Annotated in this window: 18 protein-coding genes; 13 read left to right on the top strand and 5 right to left on the bottom strand. The window is 66.7% G+C overall.

Annotation, left to right across the window (positions count from 1 at the left end; genetic code table 11):
- The first annotated feature begins 91 nt into the window (after positions 1-91).
- The 5 genes from A3OM_RS0117120 to A3OM_RS0117100 are packed head-to-tail and all read left to right on the top strand — an operon-like array spanning position 92 to position 6,175.
- Entirely contained in the window at positions 92-565 is a 474-nt protein-coding gene (locus tag A3OM_RS0117120) for a formate dehydrogenase subunit gamma (protein WP_018044994.1), read from the top strand.
- Positions 562-2,121 (top strand): formate dehydrogenase beta subunit, encoded by a 1,560-nt coding sequence (locus A3OM_RS0117115; protein WP_018044993.1) that lies wholly within the window; start codon positions 562-564, stop codon positions 2,119-2,121. The genes A3OM_RS0117120 and A3OM_RS0117115 overlap by 4 nt, the downstream gene beginning before the upstream one ends.
- Positions 2,122-2,134: 13 nt before the next feature.
- Positions 2,135-4,996, top strand: coding sequence for a formate dehydrogenase subunit alpha (gene fdhF / locus A3OM_RS0117110; protein WP_018044992.1), 2,862 nt, complete (start codon positions 2,135-2,137; stop codon positions 4,994-4,996).
- The gene (gene fdhD, locus A3OM_RS0117105; RefSeq protein ID WP_018044991.1) at positions 4,983-5,840 is read left to right on the top strand and encodes a formate dehydrogenase accessory sulfurtransferase FdhD; all 858 of its coding nucleotides are present in this window, start codon (positions 4,983-4,985) and stop codon (positions 5,838-5,840) included. The genes fdhF and fdhD overlap by 14 nt, the downstream gene beginning before the upstream one ends.
- Before the next feature lie 41 nt (positions 5,841-5,881).
- Positions 5,882-6,175 carry a formate dehydrogenase subunit delta gene (locus A3OM_RS0117100; protein WP_018044990.1) on the top strand — a complete coding sequence of 98 codons (294 nt, stop codon included), beginning with the start codon at positions 5,882-5,884 and terminating at the stop codon, positions 6,173-6,175.
- 85 nt (positions 6,176-6,260) lie between these two features.
- Here A3OM_RS0117100 and A3OM_RS0117095 read toward each other — a convergent pair whose 3' ends face one another.
- Positions 6,261-7,178, bottom strand: coding sequence for a hypothetical protein (locus A3OM_RS0117095; protein WP_018044989.1), 918 nt, complete (start codon positions 7,176-7,178; stop codon positions 6,261-6,263).
- A gap of 643 nt (positions 7,179-7,821) precedes the next feature.
- Between A3OM_RS0117095 and gltB the strand changes: the two genes are divergently transcribed.
- The 4 genes from gltB to A3OM_RS0117075 all read left to right on the top strand — a co-directional run bounded on the left by gltB (position 7,822) and on the right by A3OM_RS0117075 (position 14,767).
- Positions 7,822-12,534, top strand: a complete 4,713-nt coding sequence (gltB, locus tag A3OM_RS0117090) for a glutamate synthase large subunit (RefSeq protein ID WP_018044988.1) — start codon at positions 7,822-7,824, stop codon at positions 12,532-12,534.
- Positions 12,535-12,629: 95 nt separating this feature from the next.
- Positions 12,630-12,860 (top strand): hypothetical protein, encoded by a 231-nt coding sequence (locus tag A3OM_RS0117085; RefSeq protein WP_018044987.1) that lies wholly within the window; start codon positions 12,630-12,632, stop codon positions 12,858-12,860.
- Positions 12,860-13,261, top strand: a complete 402-nt coding sequence (locus A3OM_RS0117080; RefSeq protein WP_018044986.1) for a type II toxin-antitoxin system VapC family toxin — start codon at positions 12,860-12,862, stop codon at positions 13,259-13,261. The genes A3OM_RS0117085 and A3OM_RS0117080 overlap by 1 nt, the downstream gene beginning before the upstream one ends.
- A 72-nt stretch (positions 13,262-13,333) precedes the next feature.
- Positions 13,334-14,767 (top strand): glutamate synthase subunit beta, encoded by a 1,434-nt coding sequence (locus tag A3OM_RS0117075; RefSeq protein WP_018044985.1) that lies wholly within the window; start codon positions 13,334-13,336, stop codon positions 14,765-14,767.
- 78 nt (positions 14,768-14,845) lie between these two features.
- Here A3OM_RS0117075 and A3OM_RS0117070 read toward each other — a convergent pair whose 3' ends face one another.
- The 3 genes from A3OM_RS0117070 to galE form a co-directional block, all read right to left on the bottom strand.
- On the bottom strand, positions 14,846-16,162 hold the full coding sequence (locus A3OM_RS0117070) for an SGNH family hydrolase (protein ID WP_245257847.1): 1,317 nt from the start codon (positions 16,160-16,162) through the stop codon (positions 14,846-14,848).
- Between the two features lie 459 nt (positions 16,163-16,621).
- Positions 16,622-17,851: a lytic murein transglycosylase gene (locus tag A3OM_RS0117065; protein WP_018044983.1), complete on the bottom strand. Its 1,230-nt coding sequence runs from the start codon at positions 17,849-17,851 to the stop codon at positions 16,622-16,624.
- Positions 17,848-18,840 (bottom strand): UDP-glucose 4-epimerase GalE, encoded by a 993-nt coding sequence (gene galE, locus A3OM_RS0117060; RefSeq protein WP_018044982.1) that lies wholly within the window; start codon positions 18,838-18,840, stop codon positions 17,848-17,850. The genes A3OM_RS0117065 and galE overlap by 4 nt, the downstream gene beginning before the upstream one ends.
- Before the next feature lie 188 nt (positions 18,841-19,028).
- On the opposite strand from galE, the gene galU reads away from it, so the two are divergent.
- On the top strand, positions 19,029-19,895 hold the full coding sequence (gene galU / locus A3OM_RS0117055) for a UTP--glucose-1-phosphate uridylyltransferase GalU (RefSeq protein ID WP_026176136.1): 867 nt from the start codon (positions 19,029-19,031) through the stop codon (positions 19,893-19,895).
- A gap of 308 nt (positions 19,896-20,203) precedes the next feature.
- Here the strand turns inward: galU and A3OM_RS0117050 are convergent, their stop codons facing one another.
- Positions 20,204-21,112, bottom strand: coding sequence for an N-formylglutamate amidohydrolase (locus A3OM_RS0117050; RefSeq protein ID WP_018044980.1), 909 nt, complete (start codon positions 21,110-21,112; stop codon positions 20,204-20,206).
- 208 nt (positions 21,113-21,320) lie between these two features.
- Between A3OM_RS0117050 and A3OM_RS0117045 the strand changes: the two genes are divergently transcribed.
- The 3 genes from A3OM_RS0117045 to A3OM_RS0117035 all read left to right on the top strand — a co-directional run bounded on the left by A3OM_RS0117045 (position 21,321) and on the right by A3OM_RS0117035 (position 22,940).
- Complete coding sequence (locus tag A3OM_RS0117045; RefSeq protein ID WP_003603128.1) at positions 21,321-21,677, top strand: response regulator; 357 nt, start codon at positions 21,321-21,323, stop codon at positions 21,675-21,677.
- 118 nt (positions 21,678-21,795) lie between these two features.
- Positions 21,796-22,068 (top strand): glutaredoxin 3, encoded by a 273-nt coding sequence (grxC, locus tag A3OM_RS0117040; RefSeq protein ID WP_018044979.1) that lies wholly within the window; start codon positions 21,796-21,798, stop codon positions 22,066-22,068.
- Positions 22,065-22,940: a carbon-nitrogen hydrolase family protein gene (locus A3OM_RS0117035; protein WP_018044978.1), complete on the top strand. Its 876-nt coding sequence runs from the start codon at positions 22,065-22,067 to the stop codon at positions 22,938-22,940. Before grxC ends, A3OM_RS0117035 begins: the two co-directional genes overlap by 4 nt.
- The last annotated feature ends 15 nt before the right edge of the window (positions 22,941-22,955 follow it).

The following is a 22,955-nucleotide window of genomic DNA, read 5'->3' as shown; positions in this document are numbered from 1 at the left end:
AAAAGCATTGTCGACCGACCGAACCGCGCGATTGATTCACGTTCGGAGATATACCACCTTGGAACGACAACAAGTTCACTAGGTAGGAACAATGCTGCAGCACGAGCCCTGGAGCGCGCAGCGTGCGGCCGGCATCATCGCCGACCATACGCATCTCGAAGGCGCCACGCTCCCCATCCTCCACGCCTTGCAGGAGACCTTCGGTTACGTGGACGAGGGCGCGGTCCCGCTGATCGCGGATGCGCTGAACCTGTCTAGGGCCGAGGTTCACGGCTGCATCACGTTCTACCACGACTTCCGTCGCGCTCCCTCGGGCAAGCATCAGGTGAAGCTGTGCCGGGCCGAGGCCTGCCAGGCCATGGGCTCGGACGCGTTGCATGCCGACATTCTCGCCCGCCTCGGGATCGATTGGCACGGGACGACGCCTGACGGTCAGATCACCGTGGAGCCCGTTTATTGTCTCGGCCTCTGCGCCAACGGTCCGGGCGCCCTGGTCGACGACGAGCCGCTCGCGCGCCTCACCGCAGATTCCCTGGAATCGGCCCTCACGGAGATGAAGTCGTGAGCATCACCATCTATGTCCCGCGCGACGCCGTCGCCCTCGGTCTCGGCGCCAACCGTGTCGCCCGCGCGATCTTCGCCGGCGCCGAGCGCCGCGGCCTCGACGTCACCATCGTCCGCACGGGCTCGCGCGGGATGCTGTGGCTCGAGCCCATGGTCGAGGTCGCGACCCCGGAGGGCCGCATCGCCTACGGTCCCGTCACTCCCGGCGATGTCGACAGCCTTCTCGATGCCGGTCTGGTGAACGGCGGCGAGCATGCCCTTCGCCTCGGCAAGCCCGAGGAGATGCCCTATCTCGCCCGGCAGCAGCGCCTGACCTTTCATCGCTGCGGTGTGATCGATCCCGTCTCGGTGGAGGATTACCGGGCGCATGGCGGCTATAACGGGCTGGACGCCGCGCTGAAGCTCGATGCCGCCGGCATCGTGGCGCAGGTGCGCGATTCCGGCCTGCGTGGACGCGGTGGTGCCGGCTTCCCCGCCGGCATCAAGTGGAACACGGTGATGCTCGCCCAGTCCGAGCAGAAATACGTCGTCTGCAATGCCGACGAGGGCGATTCCGGCACCTTCGCAGACCGGATGATGATGGAGGGCGACCCCTTCAACCTCATCGAGGGCATGACCATCGCGGGCATCGCGACGGGCGCCACGCGCGGCTACATCTACCTGCGGTCCGAATATCCCCAGGCCTTCGCGACGCTCAAGGAAGCGATCGTCAACGCCCGGGCCGCCGGCTATCTCGGCGAGAACGTGGCGGGCTCGGGCAAGGCCTTCCATCTTGAAGTGCGCTTGGGCGCCGGCGCCTACATCTGCGGCGAGGAGACCTCTCTGCTGGAGAGCCTGGAGGGTCGTCGCGGCATCGTCCGCGCCAAACCGCCGATCCCGGCACTCAAGGGCTTCCTCGGTCAGCCGACCCTCGTCAACAACGTCATGACCTTCACGGCCGTGCCCTACATCCTGGAGCACGGCGCCAAGGCCTATGCCGATTACGGCATGGGTCGTTCGCTCGGCACGCTGGCGATCCAGCTCGCCGGCAACATCAAGCATGGCGGCCTCATCGAGTTCGCCTTCGGCATCACCCTGCGCGAGATCATCGAGGATTTCGGCGGCGGCACGCAGAGCGGCCGTCCGGTCCGCGCCGTGCAGGTCGGCGGCCCCCTCGGGGCCTACTTCCCCGACCATCTCCTCGACACGCCTCTCGACTACGAGGCGATGGCGGCCAAGAAGGGCCTCGTCGGCCATGGCGGCATCGTCGTGTTCGACGACACCGTGGACATGGCCAAGCAGGCCCGCTTCGCCTTCGAGTTCTGCGCGGTGGAATCCTGCGGCAAGTGCACCCCCTGCCGCATCGGCGCGACGCGCGGCGTCGAGACCATGGACAAGGTCATCGCCGGCATCCGTCCCACCGAGAATCTCGCCGTCGTGGCCGACCTTTGCGACGTCATGACCGATGGGTCGCTCTGCGCCATGGGCGGGCTCACACCGATGCCCGTCATGAGCGCGATCACCCATTTCCCCGAGGATTTCCAGCAGCGCGGACCGATGTCCGTGGCCGCTGAATAAGGAGGCGCGACCCATGGCCCTCATCAAAGAGATCGATTACGGCACCCCGATCCGGGTGAACGAGCAGACCGTCACCCTCACCATCGACGGCATGAGCGTGACCGTTCCCGCCGGCACCTCGGTGATGGCGGCGGCGATGCATGCCGGCACGCAGATCCCCAAGCTCTGCGCCACCGATTCGCTGGAAGCCTTCGGCTCCTGCCGCCTCTGCCTCGTGGAGATCGAGGGGCGGCGCGGCACGCCCGCCTCCTGCACCACCCCAGCCGAGAACGGCATGGTGGTCTCGACCCAGACGGACAAGCTCGCCAAGCTCCGCAAGGGCGTGATGGAGCTCTACATCTCCGATCACCCCCTCGACTGCCTGACCTGTGCCGCCAACGGCGATTGCGAGTTGCAGGACATGGCCGGCGCGGTCGGCCTGCGCGACGTGCGCTACGGCTATGACGGCGCCAACCACGTCAAGCCGTCCTCGGACCAGTACCTGGCCAAGGATACGTCCAACCCGTATTTCACCTACGATCCGTCGAAGTGCATCGTCTGCAATCGCTGCGTCCGCGCCTGTGAAGAGACCCAGGGCACCTTCGCGCTGACGATCTCGGGCCGTGGCTTCGACAGCCGCGTGGCTGCCGGCCCCACCGACTTCTTCAATTCCGAATGCGTGTCCTGCGGCGCCTGCGTCCAGGCCTGCCCGACGGCGACGCTTCAGGAAAAGTCGATCATCGAGCACGGCCAGCCGGACCATTCCGAGGTCACCACCTGCGCCTATTGTGGCGTCGGCTGCTCGTTCAAGGCCGAGATGCAGGGCACCCGCATCGTCCGCATGGTCCCCTACAAGGACGGCAAGGCCAACGAGGGCCATTCCTGCGTCAAGGGTCGCTTTGCCTACGGCTACGCCACCCACAAGGACCGCATCACCAAGCCGATGATCCGCGACAAGATCACGGACCCCTGGCAGGAAGTGTCGTGGGAGGTCGCGATCGACCGGGCCGCGTCGGAGTTCAAGCGCATCCAGGCCAAGTACGGCAAGGATTCGGTGGGCGGCATCACCTCGTCACGCTGCACCAACGAGGAAGCCTACCTCGTCCAGAAGCTCGTGCGCGCCGCCTTCGGCAACAACAACGTGGATACCTGCGCCCGCGTCTGCCATTCGCCCACGGGCTACGGCCTGATGTCGACGCTCGGCACCTCGGCCGGCACGCAGGACTTCGCCTCGGTGGCGCATTCCGACGTGATCCTCGTCATCGGCGCCAACCCGACCGACGGTCACCCGGTCTTCGGCTCGCGCATGAAGAAGCGCCTGCGTGAGGGTGCCAAGCTCATCGTCGCCGATCCGCGCAGGATCGACCTGGTGAAGTCGCCCCATATCGAGGCCGATTATCACCTGCCGCTGAAGCCCGGCTCCAACGTCGCCTTCATCAACGCGATGGCGCACGTCATCGTCACGGAAGGGCTCATCGACGAGGCCTATGTCCGCGAGCGCTGCGATCTCGGCGACTTCGAATCCTGGGCGCGTTTCATCGCCGAGGAGCGTCACTCGCCCGAGGCCCAGGCCGACAAGATCGGCGTGAACCCCGAGGACATCCGGGGCGCTGCCCGCCTCTACGCCACCGGCGGGGCTGCGGGCATCTATTACGGTCTCGGCGTCACCGAGCACAGCCAGGGCTCGACCATGGTCATGGGCATGGCCAACATCGCCATGGCCACCGGCAATATCGGCATGCTGGGCGCCGGCGTGAATCCGCTGCGCGGCCAGAACAACGTCCAGGGCTCCTGTGACATGGGCTCGTTCCCGCACGAGCTGCCGGGCTACCGCCATGTGTCGGACGATGCCACCCGCGAGACCTTCGAATCCCTGTGGGGCGTCCAGCTCGACAAGGATCCGGGCCTGCGCATCACCAACATGCTCGACGAAGCCGTCGATGGTGCCTTCAAGGGCATGTACATCCAGGGCGAGGACATCGCCCAGTCCGACCCGGACACGCACCACGTCACCGCCGGCCTGATGGCGATGGAATGCATCGTCGTCCAGGACATCTTCCTGAACGAGACGGCCAAGTACGCCCACGTCTTCCTGCCGGGCGCGTCGTTCCTCGAGAAGGACGGCACCTTCACCAATGCCGAGCGGCGCATCAGCCGCGTCCGCAAGGTGATGCCGCCGCTGGCCGGCTACGGCGATTGGGAGGGTACGATCCTGCTCTCCAACGCGCTGGGCTACCCGATGAACTATTCGCATCCCAGCGAGATCATGGACGAGATCGCCTCGCTCACCCCGAGCTTCAAGGGCGTGAGCTTCGCCAAGATCGACGAGCTCGGTTCGATCCAGTGGCCGTGCAACGACGCCGCCCCCAACGGCACGCCGATGATGCACGTGGACCGCTTCGTGCGCGGCCTCGGGAAGTTCATGATCACGGAATACGTGGCCACCGAGGAGCGCACCGGCCCGCGCTTCCCGCTCATCCTCACCACCGGCCGCATCCTGTCGCAGTACAATGTCGGCGCGCAGACCCGCCGCACGGAGAACTCGCGCTGGCACGAGGAGGACGTGCTGGAGATCCACCCGTTCGACGCGGAGGTGCGCGGCATCGTCCAAGGCGATCTGGTGGCCCTGGAGAGCCGTTCCGGCGACATCGCGCTCAAGGCGATCGTCTCCGAGCGCATGCAGCCGGGCGTGGTCTACACCACGTTCCACCACGCCAAGACCGGCGCCAACGTCATCACCACCGACTTCTCGGACTGGGCCACCAACTGCCCCGAGTATAAGGTGACGGCGGTGCAGGTGCGACGGACCAACCGGCCGTCGGACTGGCAGGCGAAGTTCTTCGAGGAGGACTTCTCGCTCACGAGAATCGCGACGCAATTGAATGCTGCCGAGTGAACGGAACGATCTGAACGAGAGCGACGCGCCGGCTCCGACGAGCCGGCGTGTCCCGACCCTGGTCGTGGCCTACGACGACCCCACGGCCCGCGAAGGGCATCGCGATCTTGCCGTCGAGATGCCCGTCAACCTCGTCTATGGCAGCGTGCCCTACGCGGTCATGATGACGACCCCGTCCGACCTCGTGGATTTCGCCTACGGGTTCAGCCTCACCGAGGGAATCGTCGAGTCCGCCGACGAGATCAGGTCGGTCCGGGTCGAGGACGGGGACGGGGGATTGCGCCTCGTGGTCGATCTCGCACCGGGGCGGTTGCGCGAGCACCTTGCCCGGAAACGCGCCATCTCCGGGCGCACCGGTTGCGGCGTCTGTGGGATCGACGATCTCGCCGCCCTGCCCAAGGCGGAGCCGCGTGCTCATGCGGTGCAGTCGGTCGGGATCGAATCGATCCAGCGCGCCCTGCTCGGAATGGGCGACGCGCAGGTTCTCAACCACACGACCCGCGCCGTCCATGCCGCGGCCTGGGCGGATCGCGACGGCAACCTTCTCGCCCTGCGCGAGGATGTCGGCCGCCATAACGGCCTCGACAAGCTGATTGGCGCGCTGATGCGGCAGCGGACCGACCCACGCGAGGGGTTCGTCGTCATCACCAGCCGCTGCTCGTTCGAGATGGTCGAAAAGGCCGCGACCTTCGGCGCCGCAATCCTCGTGGCGATCTCGGCCCCGACATCGTTGGCCATCGACCGGGCGCGCCTGCACGACATGACGCTCTGCGCCATCGCCCGGTCTGACACCCTCACGGTCTTCACCGGCCGCGAACGCCTTCTCCTTGCAGCCGAGTGCTAGAGGCGCGCGGCCCCCTTCACCCGTCGACCAGAGCCAGTCCCATGAGCGCCCTGACCACCAACGACAAGCTCGTCCGCATGGCGAACCAGATCGCGGGCTTCTTCCGATCCTATCCGGATGACGAGGCGGTCGCCGGAATTCACAAGCACATCGTCGCGTTCTGGACGCCGAAGATGCGCCGCGCCCTCGAAGCGCATGGCCCCACGGAGGGAAGCGGCCTCGATCCGCTGGCGTTGAAGGCGATCACGACCTCCCCCGACCAGAACGACAGCCCCGTTCGGGCGGCCACCAACGATCCGCACCTCCAGGGTGCCGGCGCCAGCGACGCCGGCTGAACGGCCGGAGGCGCTTCAAAGAAAATGGCGCCGAGCCCTCATGGCTCGGCGCCTTCTTTCGGCATGGTGGAAATTGAGGTGCCGGCTACTCGGCCGGACGGTCGCCCGGCTGATCCTTGTCGGTCGATCCCGGCACCACCGTCGCGCCGCCGATGACCCGAACGGCCTTCCTGTCAGACGGCGGGTCGCTCCAGGTCTGGGACTTGGCGGATGACGGAGCCTGCGCCGTGTCGCGTCGGGGCTGATTCGCTGCCGGCGTCGTTGGCTCGGCCTTCGGCTGCTCGATGGCGGCGACCGGCGGCGTGCTGGCCCGAGCGTCGGACGCTGCGTCCGCGGGGGACGGCGAGGGGGCTTCCGGCGCTAGCCGGGGCGCGGCCGGTTTCGCTGGCGGGGCCAATCTGGTGATTTTGCGGGCAGGTGCTGCTTCCGCCGGGCGTCTGACGTCGCCGGACCGGGCATCCGGGTTCAAGCCCAGCGGATTGCGGTCGGAGGGCTCGGCGCGGGTGGTGGACTCGGGGCGCGCCGCCACGTCGTAACGCGGCTGCCGGCCGATGCTATCCTGGCTCGGGATCCTGCCGGGAGGAACCAGCCGTTCCGCTTCGCGCATCGGTCGACGGGGCTGCTCGTCCGCTTCGGTCCAGCCATAGCCGGGCGCCGCCGGACGGGCGACCGGAACCGGTGCCGGCTGCATCGGGACACCGAGCCGCTGGCGGTCGAGAACGGCGCCGTCCCGTGCGTCCACGAACAACCGGACCCTGTCGCCATAGGGGCCGGTCGCTTCGACGATATAGGCCCGGCCGTCGAATCGCGGCCGCGTCACTTCGGTGAAGCCCCGGTCGTTGAGGCGCCAGACCACGGCACGGGGGGGAAGGAACGGATCGGGCTCGTAGCCGTACTGTGCCTGGGCCGTGCCCGTCCCGAGAGCCGATAGGGTGATGAACCCCGCCAGCATGGTCAGGCTGATCGTATGGGAGCGCACAGGCGCCCTGCGGCTCGATTCCATGGTGCCTCGTCTCGATGAAGTGTCGTCGTTCCGTAGCCCACTGTTCGCGCAGGTCTATGGAGGTCTCCGTGCGGTCCATCACCCCGCATGCCGCTTGTGCTTGGCAAGCCCTGTAGACTGCCTGAATGGGGCGGGAATACGAGTGAAGCGCGGCAAGTCGCGGGCGACCGCGATCCGCCGTGATTCCGTTAGGGACGAGTGCTGTCCATAGGCTACCGGGCGCCTCGGCCGGTCGCGGCGTCGCATGGCGTATCAAACCTGTCCAACACGCGCGCGAGCCTCTTGCTGGACCGTTTAAAATCTGTCACCTTCCGTAATTAGGACAGTACGGCTGTCCCATTTTTGGCGGGGCGTCCCTACGGCGAGCGATCGCCGGGGACGAAGTGCCTTCGAGGAACGTGGAAGGTCTGGAGCGGGTGTCGAATCTCACGAAAAAACGAGATTCCAAGCCGGTCGCCATCGCGGCGATCCGGGCCCGCACGGCTTGAATTCAAGCCGGCGCTGAGCCCGCGGAGAGCGGGCGCTTCCTCACCGAAGACCCTGCCCGAATCCGACCGCGTCGAGGACGGAGCCTGAGTGCCGGATGGCATTTGGGCATGAAACATGCTCGCATGCGGGCACGGACGAACGAGGCTGAGGGGTTATGAACATGGCCGCATCTGAGGTTGCCGGGGTCGTCCAGAACCCGATCCCCGCCACGCGGGACGGCGTCGCGCCGCTCGTCGTCCGCGATCACGCTCTCCCGCCCAAGCAGGGCCTCTACGATCCCGCCCGCGAGGGCGATGCCTGCGGCGTCGGCTTCGTGGCGGACATGCATGACCGGCGCACCCACGCCATCGTGGCGCAGGGCCTGCTCATCCTCGAGAACATCGACCATCGCGGCGCCGTCGGCGCCGATCCGAAGATGGGCGACGGTTGCGGCATCCTCACCCACATCCCTCATTTCCTCCTGAAGGAGGAGTGCGAGAGCCTCGGCATCGCGTTGCCCGAGCCCGGCCATTACGGCGTCGGGCAGTTCTTCATGCCGAAGGACGAGGAAGGCCGCCGCATCGTCGAGGAGATCGTCGAGAAGGCCCTCCAGGACGAAGGGCTTCCCTTCCTCGGCTGGCGCGACGTGCCGGTGGATTCGAGCGACCTCGGCGTGCGCGTCAAGGAGACGGAGCCGCACCACAAGCAGGTCTTCATCGGCCGCCCAGCCGCGATCACGGACGAGGACGCGTTCGAGCGCCGTCTGTTCATCGCCCGCAAGGTGATCTCGAACAAGGTCTATGGCCTCAACGATCCGCGCGTGAAAGCCTATTACCCGGTCTCCGTTTCGACCCGGACCATCGTCTACAAGGGCATGGTCCTGGTCACGCAGCTCGGCCATTACTTCAAGGACCTGCAGGACGAGCGCTACGTCTCGGGCCTCGCCCTCGTGCACCAGCGCTTCGCCACCAACACCTTCCCCACCTGGCAGCTCTCGCACCCCTACCGGATGGTCGCCCATAACGGCGAGATCAACACCCTGCGCGGCAACGTGAACTGGATGGCGGCACGCCAGGCCAGTGTCGATTCGGACCTGTTCGGCAACGACATCTCGAAGCTCTGGCCGATCTCTTACGAGGGCCAGTCCGACACGGCCTGTTTCGACAACGCCCTCGAGTTCCTCGTGCAGGGCGGCTACTCGCTCGCCCATGCCATGATGATGCTGATCCCGGAGGCCTGGGCCGGCAATCCGCTCATGAGCGAAGAGCGCAAGGCGTTCTACGAATATCACGCCGCGCTGATGGAGCCGTGGGACGGCCCCGCCGCCGTGTGCTTCACCGATGGCCGCCAGATCGGCGCGACCCTCGACCGCAACGGCCTGCGCCCCGCCCGCTACATCGTCACCGAGGACGGCCTCGTCGTGCTGGCCTCCGAGATGGGCGTCCTGCCGATCCCGGACGAGAGCATCGTCGAATCCTGGCGCCTGCAGCCGGGCCGCATGCTGCTCATCGACCTGCAGAAGGGCCGCATCATCTCCGACGAGGAGATCAAGAGCGAGCTCGCGGCGGCCAATCCCTATGCGCAATGGGTGAAGAACACCCAGATCGTGCTGGAAGACCTGAAGCCGGTCATCCCGCGCGCCTCGCGCTCCGACGTGTCGCTGCTCGATCGGCAGCAGGCGTTCGGCTACAGCCAGGAAGACCTCAAGCTGCTGATGGCGCCCATGGCCGTCACCGGCCAGGAGGCGGTCGGCTCCATGGGAACCGATACGCCGCTCTCGGCTCTCTCCGACAAGCCCAAGCCGCTCTACACCTACTTCAAGCAGAACTTCGCCCAGGTCACCAATCCGGCGATCGACCCGATCCGCGAGGAGGCCGTGATGAGCCTCGTCTCGTTCATCGGGCCGCGCCCGAACCTGCTCGACATGGAGGGCGCCTCCCGCAAGAAGCGCCTGGAGGTCCGTCAGCCGATCCTGACCAACGGCGATCTGGAGAAGATCCGCTCGATCTCGCATTTCGAGGACCGTTTCGACACCAAGACCCTCGACATGACCTTCCCGGCCGAATCCGGCGCCGTCGCCATGGAAGGCGCGGTCGACCGGCTCTGCGACCGGGCCGAGGCGGCGGTGCGCGGCGGCTACAACATCATCATCCTGACCGACCGCGGCGTCGGCCCGGATCGCATCGCGATCCCCGCCCTGCTGGCGACGGCGGCGGTGCACAACTACCTGATCCGCAAGGGGCTTCGCACCTCGGTCGGTCTCGTGGTCGAATCCGGCGAGCCGCGCGAGGTGCATCACTTCGCTTGTCTCGCCGGCTACGGCGCGGAGGCCATCAACCCCTATCTCGCCTTCGAGACCGTGATCGCGATGAAGGCCGAGTTCCCGCCGGATCTCACCGACGACGAGATCGTCTACCGCTACATCAAGTCCATCGATAAGGGCCTGCTCAAGGTGATGTCCAAGATGGGCATCTCGACCTATCAATCCTATTGCGGCGCCCAGATCTTCGACGCGATCGGCCTGAACTCGTCCTTCGTCGCCCGCGACTTCTTCGGCACCAAGACCACCATCGAAGGCATCGGCATGGCCGAGGTCGCCGAGGAGACCGCCCGGCGGCATGCCGACGCGTTCGGCGATGCCCCGGTCTTCCGCCATGCCCTCGATGTCGGCGGCGAATATGCCTACCGCCTGCGTGGAGAGAGCCATACCTGGACGCCGGATTCGGTGGCGACCCTGCAGCACGCGGTGCGCCTCGGCCTGCCCGAGCGCTACCGCGAGTTCGCCCGGCTGGTGAACGAGCAGGAGAACCACCTCAAGACCATCCGTGGTCTGTTCCGGATCAAGCAGGCGGCTGAGCTCGGCCGGGCGCCCGTCGACATCTCAGAGGTCGAGCCGGCGGTGGACATCGTCAAGCGGTTCGCCACGGGCGCGATGTCTTACGGCTCCATCTCGAAGGAAGCCCACGAGACCCTCGCCATCGCGGTGAACTCGTTCGGCGGTCGTTCGAATTCCGGTGAGGGCGGCGAGGAGGTCGAGCGGTTCAAGCCGATGGCCGACGGTCGTTCGCGCCGCTCGGCGATCAAGCAGGTGGCCTCCGGCCGCTTCGGCGTGACGACGGAGTATCTCGTCAATGCCGACATGATGCAGATCAAGGTCTCGCAGGGCGCCAAGCCCGGCGAGGGCGGCCAGCTGCCCGGCCACAAGGTCGACGCCAAGATCGCCAAGGTCCGTTACGCCACCCCCGGCGTCGGCCTGATCTCGCCGCCGCCGCATCACGACATCTACTCCATCGAGGACCTGGCCCAGCTCATCTTCGACCTGAAGAACGTGAACCCAGCCGCCGACGTGTCGGTGAAGCTCGTGTCCGAGGTCGGTGTCGGCACGGTCGCCACCGGCGTCGCCAAGGCGCGCGCCGACCACATCACGATCTCGGGCTTCGACGGCGGCACCGGCGCCGCGCCGCTGACCTCGATCAAGCATGCGGGCGGGCCATGGGAGACGGGTCTCGCCGAGACCCAGCAGACCCTGGTGCTCAGCCACCTGCGCGGTCGTGTCGTGCTGCAGGCCGATGGCGGCATCCGCACCGGTCGCGACGTGCTCGTCGCGGCCCTGCTCGGCGCCGACCAGTTCGGCTTCTCCACCGCGCCGCTCATCGCGGCCGGCTGCATCATGATGCGCAAGTGCCACCTGAACACCTGCCCGGTGGGCGTGGCGACGCAGGATCCCGTCCTGCGCAAGCGCTTCAAGGGCACGCCCGAGCATGTGGTCAACTACTTCTTCTTCGTGGCGGAGGAGTTGCGCGAGCTGATGGCGGCGATGGGCTACACCAAGCTCGAAGACCTCATCGGCCGCTCCGACTTCCTCGACACGCTGGAGGTCATCAACCACTGGAAGGCGCGGGGCCTCGATTTCTCGAAGCTGTTCCATCGGCCCGATGTCGGCCCCGACGTGGCGATCCGCCATACGGAGAAGCAGAAGCATCCGATCGACACGGTGCTCGACCGTCGCCTGATCGAAGGCGCCAAGGCGGCCATCGAGACCGCCGAGCCGGTGGTGCTCAACGAGGTCATCAGGAACTCGGACCGCACCGCGGGTGCGATGCTCTCCGGCGTCGTCGCCAAGCGCTACGGCCATGAGGGCCTGCCCGACGACACCATCACGGTGAACCTCGCCGGCACCGCCGGCCAGAGCTTCGGGGCATGGCTCGCCGCCGGCATCACCGTGGTTCTCACGGGCCACGCCAACGATTACGTCGGCAAGGGGCTGTCGGGCGGCAAGCTGATCATCCGGCCGAGCGACGCGCTGCGGTCGCCCGCCGGTCGGACGATCATGGCCGGCAACACGGTGCTCTACGGGGCCATCGCGGGCGAATGCTACATCCGGGGTTCGGCCGGCGAGCGCTTCGCCGTCCGCAATTCCGGCGCCATCACCGTGGTCGAAGGCATGGGCGACCATGGCTGCGAGTACATGACCGGCGGCGTCGTGGTGTCCATCGGCGAGACCGGGCGCAACTTCGCGGCCGGCATGTCGGGCGGCATCGCCTACGTGCTCGATGCGGACGGTTCGTTTGCCGCCCGCTGCAACCTCTCCATGGTCGATCTCGAACCCGTCGAGGAGGAGGACGACGTCATGCGCCGCTTCCACCAGGACGGCGACCTCGAGACCAAGGGGCGCGTCGACATCCTCGCCGACATGTCCGGGCACGACGAGGAGCGCCTGAGCCAGCTCATCACCAATCACCTGAAGTACACGGGGTCCCCGCGTGCCAAGGCGATTCTGGAAGACTGGGCCGGCTACCGCACGAAGTTCGTGAAGGTGATGCCGGTGGAATACCGCCGCGCTCTCCGCGAAATGGAGATGGCGCGGATGCCGGTGGCGGCGGAATAGCACTGAGACGTCGGATCGGTTCCGATCCGACGTCGTCGAGGGGATCGATGCGGACGCTCGTTTCGCGTCGGACCGTGACTGAGGAGAAGGGACGCATGATCGAACGGAGGATCAAGCTTCATCGCGAAGGGCATGAGCAGACCATCCGGCTCCCGGATGAGTTCGCTCTGCCCGGCGACGAGGCGATCCTTCGCTTGGAGGCCGGCCGTCTGACGCTCGAAGCCGTCGGACAGCCTTCCCTCCTGTCGACCCTTTCGCGCCTCATGCCTCTGGACGACGCGTGGCCCGAGATCGAGGACCGTCTTCCGGAGCCGGTTGATCTCTAGTGCGCTACCTGCTCGACACGAACATCCTGTCGGCCCTCGTTCGCGCTCCCAATGGGCTCCTCCGGGAGACGATTGCGCAGGTGGGGGAGTCGAACGTTTACACGAGTGTGGTGGTGGCCTCGGAACTGCGTTTCGGTGCTGCCAAGAAAGGATCCGAACGCCTGACCCGGCAGGTGGATGCGGTTTTGGGTGCGATCACCGTCGCATCCCTCTCCGTGCCCGTCGATCACACCTATGGCGAACTGCGCCGACTTCTCGAAGCGGCTGGAACACCGATCGGAGCGAACGACCTGCTGATCGCGTCGCACGCGATTTGCGATGGCAGTGTATTGGTGACGGACAATGTCGGTGAGTTCTCGCGGGTGCCGATGCTCGACGTCGAGAACTGGTTAAGACCGTAGCGAGCTCGCTCGCGAAAGAAGAATCGGTCTCCGCTTCGTGCGGAGCGCTTTGGGTGAGTGGGGCTTTAGGTCATGGGCAAGATCACGGGTTTCCTCGAGTTCGACCGGCAGGAGCAGAAGTATCAGCTCGCAGCCGACCGCGTGCGGCACTTCCGCGAGTTCACGCTGCCTCTCGACGAGCACGACCTAAAGAAGCAGGCGGCGCGCTGCATGGATTGCGGCATCCCGTTCTGCCATGGGCCGACCGGCTGCCCCGTCCACAACCAGATCCCGGACTGGAACGAGCTCGTCTTCCAGTCGGATTGGGAGGAGGCCGCGCGCAACCTCCACTCCACCAACAATTTCCCCGAGTTCACCGGCCGCGTCTGCCCCGCGCCGTGTGAGGAGGCCTGCACCCTCAACCTCGAGAACCAGCCCGTCGCCATCAAGACGATCGAGCAGGCCATCGCCGACCGTGCCTGGAACAACGGCTGGGTGAAGCCGGAAATCCCCACCACCCGCACCGGCAAGAGGGTCGCCGTCATCGGCTCGGGGCCGGCGGGCATGGCCGCTGCGCAGCAGCTCGCCCGCGTCGGCCACGACGTCCATGTGTTCGAGCGTGAGCCGAAGGCCGGCGGTCTGCTGCGCTACGGCATCCCCGACTTCAAGATGGAGAAGCGCCATATCGACCGGCGCGTGAAGCAGATGGAAGCGGAGGGCGTGACCTTCCATTACGGCGTCAATGTCGGCGTGACGAAGCCGCTCGACGAGCTCACCGCCGAGTTCGACGCGGTGCTCTTCGCCGGCGGCGCCGAAGATCCGCGCAACCCGCAGCTCCCCGGCCAGGAGCTCGCCGGCGTGCATTACGCGATGCCGTTCCTCGTCCAGTCGAACCGCAGGGTGGGTGCCGAGCCGATGCCGGGCAACGGCGAATTGCCGATCCTCGCCACCGCCAAGAACGTCGTCGTGATCGGCGGCGGCGATACGGCGTCGGATTGCGTCGGCACCTCCTTCCGGCAGGGCGCCCTCTCGGTGACGCAGCTCGACATCCGGCCGCGTCCGCCCGAGCGCGAGGACAAGCTCTCGGTCTGGCCCTACTGGCCGACCAAGATGCGGACCTCGTCGAGCCAGGCCGAAGGCGCCGAGCGCGAGTTCCAGGCCGCGACGCTTCGCCTGGAAGGCAACAAGAAGGGCAAGCTCACCGGCGTGGTCTGCACCCGTGTGGATGAGAAGCGCCAGCCCGTTCCCGGCGGTGAGTTCACCCTGCCGGCCGATCTGGTGTTCCTCGCCATCGGTTTCGCCGGTTCGGTCCGCAAGGGCCTGCTCGAGGAATCCGGTGTCATCATGGACAAGCGCGGCAACGTCACCGCCAACGAACTCGATTACCGGACGTCCAACGAGAAGATCTATGCCGCCGGCGACATGCGCCGTGGGCAGTCCCTCGTGGTCTGGGCGATCCGTGAAGGCCGCCAGGCGGCGCGCTCCATCGACGAGGCGCTGATGGGATCGAGCGTCCTGCCGCGCTGAAGTAGCAATCCGGGGCCGGCTTTATGCCAGGCCCCGGCGACTCGATCTCTTCTCGAACTCAGTTCCGCCACGCCGGGCTCAGCCCGGGGGCCATTTGAAATCGTCGGCCCGGCCCGGCTGGGGCATCGGCGCCGAGCCGCGCTGAAGCACCCGCTCCACGTTCCCCGATGCATCGCCATCGCGCGGTCGTCCGCTGATGAGCGTGCCGCCGGGCGTCACTTCGGCGCGGCCGAGGGGAATGACCGGGCCGAACGCGGGCTTCACCGGCAAGGCGGGGATGCCCGGAGGCTCCGGCAGGCTCGGCAGCATCGCGGTGATCTGGCGATCGATCGCGGCGGTATCGTCGAGCTTCGGTGTCTCGCCATCGAGGAGGGGGCCGGGAACCGTCGCCACGGGCGCGACGGCCGGCGCCTCGGTGGGGTTCGTGCCCATGAGACGCTTGAGTTCGACGTCGGCGAAATGCGCGACCTTGCGGGCGCCCGCCTTGGTGAAATGCACGCCGTCCGACGTCCGGAGCTTGGCTTCCTGCCCCTCCAGGTCGGGGCCGGTCATGGTGAAGCGGTTGCGGTCGTCGACGAAGCCCGGCCAGATGTCGACATAAGTCCCGCCCGCCTTGGCGACCCGGTCACGGATCAGGTCGTTGATCGACGCGATGTCTTTCGTCAGTGGCTCGCTGCGCATGGGCGGCGCGCCTACCCAGATGAACGGGATCTTCTGGCTGGCGAAGACCTTGGCCAGGGCGTCCACGCGGTCGCGGTAGATCTCGCGCCAGCGCTCCGTCCCCGGGTCGACATTCTCCGTCCCCTCGCGGATGGGCTGCCGGTCGTTCGCGCCCAGCATCACCACGGCGTAGGCGACCTTCGGGCTCGTTTTGAGGAAATCCTCCGCGGCCTTGGGCCAGTCGACCACGTCCTTCCGGACGAGGCCGCTATCGGCCTTCGAGCGGTCGAGGATCGCCACATCGGCATTGTCCTCAAACACGTCGTCGAGGCCGCGTCCGAGATAGCTCGCCAGCGAATCGCCGAACACCGCGATGCGGATCGACGGCTCCGCCTTGGGCTGGACCGGCTTTGGCTGGGCGATCACCGGAGCGGGACGCGGCCGCTTCGTGTAGGAGCGCTGGCTCTCCCCGATGGTCGGCGGCCGCGGCCGGGTGGGTCGGGCCGATGGCACGGGCGCGGGGGTCGGCTGAACCTGCTGAGGACGATCCTCCCAAGGCCAGTAGAATTGGCGCGGTGCCTCCTGAGGGGGAGGGGTGTAGCGCCGATTGGCCTGGCGTGCGCCGTAATCACCCTCCTCGCGGGGGCGGCGGCGCGGCGCGTAGTAGGAATCGCCGCGAGGGGTATCGTAGGAATCCCCCCATTGGGCCACGGCGGACGGGCTCGACGAGAACAGCGGGGGCGTCGCGAACAGAGCGAGGAGACAGGCGCGACGAACGGCGTCCTTCACCCGCCCCGCGATGGTCGCCCCGTTCGGTACGGTCTTGACGGTCCTTGATGCCACGCTGCGACCTGCCTGCTGATCGTCGAAGGACGAGACAATGCCATCCTATCCGACGATCCGCCCCGCGTCTAAGCGGGCGTTCGATCGAACCTTTCAGCGGATGATCGGGATCGATCGGGTCTTCCGATCCGACCACCTCATCCTGAGGTGCCCTTCGCCTCGGCGAAGGGCCTCGAAGGAGGGTTCCAGAGACCGATGCGATCCCTGGAGGGCTCCTTCGAGGCCGCTTCGCGGCGCCTCAGGATGAGGTAAGGTATTGGATCGTCGAGGCAAACTCAATTCGAGCCACCTTGCCATGTCCCCCGTCGCCGGTATCCCCCTTGAATAGAAAGACGCTTCGTATGACAGGAGTCACGGGCGCGCCGTGATGTGTTCGAGGAGAGCGGGCGTGGCATAGCCGTCGGCCACGAGACTTTCCTTGATCTGATACTGGCGGACCGCTTCGCGCAGCTTCGGTCCAGCGCGGCCGTCGGCGTCGCCGGTATAGAGGTTGCGGGCAGCGAGGCCCTTCTGCAGTGCCTGCAGGCCCGCCTTGTCGAGGCGAGCCGCGCCTGTCGGCCAGGGGGCCGCCAAGGCCGGCCCGCCGGCAAGACGGTCGGCGAGGTGCCCGACGGCGAGCGCGTAGGAATCCGAGGTGTTGTAGCCCCGGATGACCTCGAAATTGTCGGTGATCAGGAAGACCGGGCCGCCCGAACCGCCGGGCAGGAACAGGCTCGCCGCTCCCGATGCCGGCAGGGACACGCCATCGATCCTGCGAACGCCGCGCTTCGCGAAATCCGACAGGTCCGCGCGATACTTCGTCAGGTCGAAACCGCCGGGAAGCGTCACGGCGTAGCCCCACGACAGGTCGCGGTTCCAGCCGAGCGTTTGAAGATAACCGGCGATGGAGGCGAGGGCATCGGCCTCGGAGCGCCAGATGTCGCGGTGGCCATCTCCGTCGAAATCCACCGCATGTTTGAGGAAGGTCGACGGAAGGAACTGGGTCTGGCCCATGGCGCCGGCCCATGATCCCTTCATCGCCTCTGGCGCGATGTCGCCGCGCTGAAGGATGGTCAGGGCGTCGAGGAGTTCGTCGCGAAACAGCGTCCCGCGAAAGCGCGCCTGGGCCAGGGTCGCCAGGGCGCGGATGGTCGGGACGGTCCCGCCGCTCGCCCCGAAATCCGACTCGACCCCCCAGAATGCGAGGACGATCCAGCGGGGCACGCCCGTGCGCGCTTCGATCGCCGACAGGGTGCCGGAGAGACGCGCCGCCTGGGATCGCCCCTTGGCGATCCGCCCGGTCGACACCGCACCGACGAGATAGTCCCAGACGGGGCGTCCGAACTCCCCTTGAGCGGTGGTTTTGGCGAGAATGCCGGGGTCGGGGGAGGAGACTCCACGAAAGGCCGCATCGAAGGTCGCCGCGCTGACCCCACGTGCCTCCGCATCGGGCCGCAGGGCATCGATGAAGCTACGGAACGACGCGTTGGCCGCCGTGTCCGGTTTGGCGGCCTTCGCCGGTGCGCGGACGGCATCCCGTGCTCCGGCCTCTGTCGCCAACAGGACGCAGAGGGCGAGGGCGGCGCGAAGGAGCGTTGTCATAGGCGGTTGCGCCGGGCCAGCGACTCTTCCCAGGCGAGGGCCTGGGCCACGATCCCATCGAGGTCGTCATGGCGCGGGCGCCATCCCAATTCGCCGCGGATCCGGTCGGCCTTCGCCACGATCTGCGCCGGGTCGCCGGGCCTGCGCGGCGCCAGCCTCACCTCGAAGTCGCGGCCCGACATGCGCTTCACCACCTCGATCACCTGGAGGACCGAATAGCCGCGCCCGTAGCCGCAATTGAGCGTCTTGCTCTCGCCGCCCGAGCGCAGATGCGCGATCGCCACGCAATGGGCATCGGCGAGGTCGGACACCTGGATGTAGTCGCGCAGGCACGAGCCGTCGGGGGTGGGGTAATCCGTGCCGAATACGTCGAGATGAGTGCGCCGGCCGAGTGCCGCCTGAGTGGCCACCTTGATGAGGTGGGTGGCGTCGCTTGCGGATTGGCCGCTGCGCCCGCGCGGATCGGCCCCGGCGACGTTGAAATAGCGCAGGATGACGTAGCTGAAGCCGTGGGCCTTGGCCGCGTCGGCGATCATCCACTCGCTCATCAGTTTCGAGCGGCCGTAGGGGTTGATCGGCGCGGCGACGAGGTTCTCCGGTACCGGGACAATCTCGGGCTCGCCGTAGACGGCGGCGGTGGAGGAGAAGATGACGTGCTTCACCCCACCCGCGACGGCGGCCTCGATGAGCGCCCGGGTCTTGACCGTGTTCGCGAGATAGTAGCCGAGCGGGTCCGCCACCGATTCCGGCACCACGATCTTGGCGGCGAAATGCGCCAGCACGTCGATTCCGTGCTCGGCGATGACCCGCTTCACCAGGGCCTGATCCGCCACGTCACCCACCACGAGGGTCACTTCGGGGGGGAGCACCCAGTCGAAACCGGTGGACAGATCATCGATGACGACGACGTCCTCATGGCCGGCATCCAGCAGCGCCAAAACCATGTGGCTGCCAATATATCCCGCGCCGCCCGTCACCAGAATCGCCATGGCCCCACTTCCATTCCCGCCGACTTCGCGGAAGATATACCTTAAACTCTCCGTGTGATCATGCGGCGCGTTAGGCTGAGTTGGGCGTGGAAATGGGTTTGTTCTTGCTCGCGAGATCGCGACAACGTGCTATCGTCCTCCGCCTCCGGGTTGTTCCCACCGCATTTTAAGAGACCGGGTCCCGCTTGATGAAACCGATTCGTAAAGCCGTCCTGCCTGTCGCAGGGTTGGGTACCCGCTTCCTGCCCGCCACCAAGGCCGTCCCGAAGGAAATGCTCACCGTGGTCGACCGGCCGGTCGTCCAGCATGTGGTGGACGAGGCGCGCGAGGCCGGAATCGAGCATTTCATCTTCGTCACCGGCCGCGGCAAGGCCGTGATCGAGGACCATTTCGACATCGCCTTCGAACTGGACCGCATGCTGCAGGAGCGCGGCAAGGAAGCGATCTACGAGGAGTTGAAGCGTGATCTCCCGGCCGCCGGGCAGACGAGCTTCACCCGCCAGCAGGCCCCCCTCGGCCTTGGCCACGCGGTCTGGTGCGCCCGCGAGATCGTCGGCGACGAGCCCTTCGCGGTGCTGCTGCCCGACATGCTGAGCAAGGGCTGCATGCAGCAGATGCTCTCGGCCTACGAGCGCCATGGCGGCAACGTCATCGCGGTGGAAGAGGTGAAGCCCGAAGAGACGCACCAGTACGGCATCGTCGGCGTCGGCGAGACCTACGGGCAGACCTTCGAGATCAACGGCATGATCGAGAAGCCCAAACAGGGCACCGCCCCGTCGAATTTCATCATTTCCGGGCGTTACATCCTCCAGCCGGAGATCTTCTCGATCCTGGAGCATGGCGAGAAGGGGGCCGGCGGCGAGATCCAACTCACCGACGCCATGATCAAACTGGCCGAGAAGCAGTCATTCTTCGGCATGCGCTATGAGGGCCGTACCTACGATACCGGCTCCAAGCTCGGCTTCCTCACCGCGAACATCGCCTACGCGCTCGAGCGCAAGGATCTGGCCGAGCCGCTGAAAGCCGAAATTGCCCGTCTGCTCAGCGAATCGTGAGGGAAAACGGAGGAGACCTGCAAGCTGCGCCGTATGGTGCAGCGGACGCGGGCGGGGCATGCGCGGTGTGCAGCCTTTCGACGGCGAAACACTCTTGCGTTTTGTGCGGCGCACTTTACTTTGTGCATTGCGAGATCGCGATGGCGTCGCGGTCCCGCAGCCCTTCTTGGGCGTTTCCTCCCTAGACTTCGGGCCGCTCTTCGGAGCGGCCTTTTTTCTTGGGCGATCCATTTTTCGGTGGGGTCGGGCTCAGTTCAGCCGTTCAGGCGCGCTCGAACCCTCGATGGACGGGGGCAGAAGGCCCGGGCCTATTCGGCCGCCATTCTGCGCGGCGTGAGGCTGTCCATCTCCTCGGCGACCGCCTTCACCACCTCGCGCAGCATCCAGACCAGATCGGCGAAGCCCTGCGTGACCGCGAGGGTGGCCTCGTTCATGTAGAGACCGCGATTGATCTCGATCTGGAGCGCGTGACGGCCGATATTCGGCTCGCCGTAATGCTCGGTGATGAAGCCACCCGCATAGGGCTTGTTGCGCAGGGTGCGGAAGCCGCGCGCGTGCAAATGATGTTCGAACGCCGCGATCAGGGCCGGGGTGCAGCTCGTTCCGAACCTGTCGCCCAGAACGAAATCGGCCTTCGAATCCTCCTCGCGCAGCAGGCTCGATGACGGCATCGAGTGGCAATCGATGAGGATGGCGTGGCCGAACACGCGGGCCGTGCGCTGAACGAGACCGCGCAGGGTGCGGTGATACGGCTTGTAGAGTTCCTCGATCCGCGCGACCGCCTCCTCGACGGGAAACCGGCCGCGGTAGATTTCCTGGCCGTCGGCGACCACCCTCGGCACCGTGCCGAGGCCGCCGGCCACCCGCATGGACCGGGTGTTAGCGAAGGGCGGGAGGCGCCCGTCGAACATGCGTGGGTCGAGTTCGTAGGGCTCGCGATTCACGTCGAGATAGGCCCGCGGGAAGTTCGCGCGCATCAGCGGCGCACCGAGATCGACCACCGGCGCGAACAGCCTGTCGACATAGGCGTCCTCCGAGCGCCGGAGCGCCAACGGGTCGAGGCGTGACGCCGCCAGGAAGGCCTTCGGGTAGACCGCACCGGAATGAGGCGTGTTGAACACGAACGGAAGCGTGTGCTCCCTCGGCTCGTCGATGGCGAAGGGTGGCGCGAAATCTCCTGGATTCGCTGCATCCCGGCGAAGGCTCGGCTCGGTCATCGCGGCGTGGGCGCCCAGGGGCTGATGGGGAAACGCATGACCGCACTTTGCGGTGCGCGAAGGAGCGTGTCCACTGTGACACCACCTGTCACGAAACGAACGGTGTGCCCCTGTGCACGTGGCCCGGCCACCAATCTCAACACCTTGTTTACCAAGTCTGCGCTTTATGAAATGAACTCAGCGACTCACGGGTGCGGGACACCGACAGATGAAGATCCTCCTGGCCGAAGACGACAACGACATGCGCCGGTTCCTGGCCAAGGCGTTGCAGAATGCCGGCTATGACGTGCTGTCGTTCGATAACGGCCTGTCGGCCTATAACCGCCTGCGGGAGGAGCCTTTCGAGCTGCTCCTCACCGATATCGTGATGCCGGAAATGGACGGGATCGAACTGGCCCGCCGCGCCACCGAACTCGATCCGGACATCAAGGTGATGTTCATCACGGGTTTCGCGGCGGTGGCCCTCAACCCCGATTCGAAGGCTCCGAAGGACGCGAAGGTCCTGTCCAAGCCTTTCCACCTGCGCGATCTCGTCAATGAGGTCGAGAAGCTGCTGGCCGCCTGAGTCGGGACGTGATCCCCGGCCCGACGACGGCTTTGTAACAGGACGGTGTCTTGTCGGTAGGAAGGTGACCGCCGTTCCCCTATATGCTGAGGGGAGCGAAGCGGGACGTCAGCAAACCATGCCTCCGGTGACCATCTACACGACAGCCTGGTGCCCTTATTGCACCGCCGCCAAGACCTTGCTGCGGGAGAAGGGCGCTTCCTTCACCGAGATCGACGTCGAGAAGATCGCGGGCTCGCGCCTCGCCATGACCCAGCGTGCCGGCGGCCGGACCAGCGTGCCGCAGATCTTCATCGGCGAGGCGCATGTGGGTGGTTGCGACGACCTCTATGCCCTCGACCGGTCGGGAAAGCTCGACCCGCTCCTGTCGGCGCCGGCAGTGCAATCATGAGCGACGCGTCATCGACGGAACAGAGCAAGACGGAGCCCCGCTTCGTCGCGGCCTGCGTCCAGATGCGGTCCGGGCGCGATCCACTCGCCAACCGCGATGCCGCCGTCGCCCTTGTGCGAGAGGCGGCGTCCCAGGGGGCGGACTACGTCCAGACACCGGAAATGACCTCCCTGGTGGAGCGGGACAAAGCCAGCCTGTTCGCCAATGTGCGCGAGCAGGACGAGGACATGACCCTCGCCGCCCTGCGCGATGTGGCCCGCGAGCGCGGCATCGTCGTCCATATCGGCTCGCTGGCTGTGCGGAACGGCGACAAGATCGCGAACCGCGCCTTCCTCATCGATGCGGAAGGCGCGATTACCGCGTCCTACGACAAGCTCCACCTTTACGACGTGGACCTTCCCAACGGCGAGCGCTGGCGCGAATCCAACACCTATACCGGCGGCGCCTGTGCCGTCGTCGCCGAGACGCCCTGGGCGCCCCTCGGAATCGCGATCTGCTACGATCTGCGTTTCCCCGCCCTGTACCGGGCTCTGGCGGAAGCCGGAGCGACCATCCTCAGCGCGCCGGCCTGTTTCACCAAGCAGACGGGCGAGGCGCATTGGCATGTGCTCCACCGTGCCCGCGCCATCGAGACCGGATCGTTCATGATCTCGGCCGCCCAGGGCGGTCGCCACGAGGACGGCCGCGAGACCTACGGCCATTCGATCATCGTCGATCCCTGGGGCAAGGTGCTGGCGGATGCCGGCGGTGCCGAGCCCGGCGTGATCCTGGCCGAGATCGACCTCGCCCGCGTCACCGAGGCGAGAGGGCGGATCCCCACCCTCAAACACGCGCGCCCCTTCACGGTCGAGCGTATCGGGCGGGCCGGGTGAGCATGCGTCCGGTCC

The organism is Methylobacterium sp. 88A (assembly GCF_000376345.1).
Classification (GTDB): domain Bacteria; phylum Pseudomonadota; class Alphaproteobacteria; order Rhizobiales; family Beijerinckiaceae; genus Methylobacterium; species Methylobacterium bullatum.
Note: the sequence above shows the minus strand (reverse complement) of the source record. Positions and strands in the feature narration are given on the sequence as shown.

Excerpts from the sequence above, each read along its gene's own strand:
- A3OM_RS0117065 (WP_018044983.1), bottom strand. The coding sequence starts at position 17,851 with ATGACAACGCTCCTTCGCGCCGCCCTCGCCCTCTGCGTCCTGTTGGCG.
- A3OM_RS0117035 (WP_018044978.1), top strand. The coding sequence starts at position 22,065 with ATGAGCGACGCGTCATCGACGGAACAGAGCAAGACGGAGCCCCGCTTC.
- A3OM_RS0117120 (WP_018044994.1), top strand. The coding sequence starts at position 92 with ATGCTGCAGCACGAGCCCTGGAGCGCGCAGCGTGCGGCCGGCATCATC.
- fdhF (WP_018044992.1), top strand. The coding sequence starts at position 2,135 with ATGGCCCTCATCAAAGAGATCGATTACGGCACCCCGATCCGGGTGAAC.
- A3OM_RS0117075 (WP_018044985.1), top strand. The coding sequence starts at position 13,334 with ATGGGCAAGATCACGGGTTTCCTCGAGTTCGACCGGCAGGAGCAGAAG.
- A3OM_RS0117085 (WP_018044987.1), top strand. The coding sequence starts at position 12,630 with ATGATCGAACGGAGGATCAAGCTTCATCGCGAAGGGCATGAGCAGACC.
- grxC (WP_018044979.1), top strand. The coding sequence starts at position 21,796 with ATGCCTCCGGTGACCATCTACACGACAGCCTGGTGCCCTTATTGCACC.
- gltB (WP_018044988.1), top strand. The coding sequence starts at position 7,822 with ATGAACATGGCCGCATCTGAGGTTGCCGGGGTCGTCCAGAACCCGATC.
- A3OM_RS0117050 (WP_018044980.1), bottom strand. The coding sequence starts at position 21,112 with ATGACCGAGCCGAGCCTTCGCCGGGATGCAGCGAATCCAGGAGATTTC.
- A3OM_RS0117095 (WP_018044989.1), bottom strand. The coding sequence starts at position 7,178 with ATGGAATCGAGCCGCAGGGCGCCTGTGCGCTCCCATACGATCAGCCTG.
- A3OM_RS0117100 (WP_018044990.1), top strand. The coding sequence starts at position 5,882 with ATGAGCGCCCTGACCACCAACGACAAGCTCGTCCGCATGGCGAACCAG.
- fdhD (WP_018044991.1), top strand. The coding sequence starts at position 4,983 with ATGCTGCCGAGTGAACGGAACGATCTGAACGAGAGCGACGCGCCGGCT.
- galE (WP_018044982.1), bottom strand. The coding sequence starts at position 18,840 with ATGGCGATTCTGGTGACGGGCGGCGCGGGATATATTGGCAGCCACATG.
- A3OM_RS0117045 (WP_003603128.1), top strand. The coding sequence starts at position 21,321 with ATGAAGATCCTCCTGGCCGAAGACGACAACGACATGCGCCGGTTCCTG.
- galU (WP_026176136.1), top strand. The coding sequence starts at position 19,029 with ATGAAACCGATTCGTAAAGCCGTCCTGCCTGTCGCAGGGTTGGGTACC.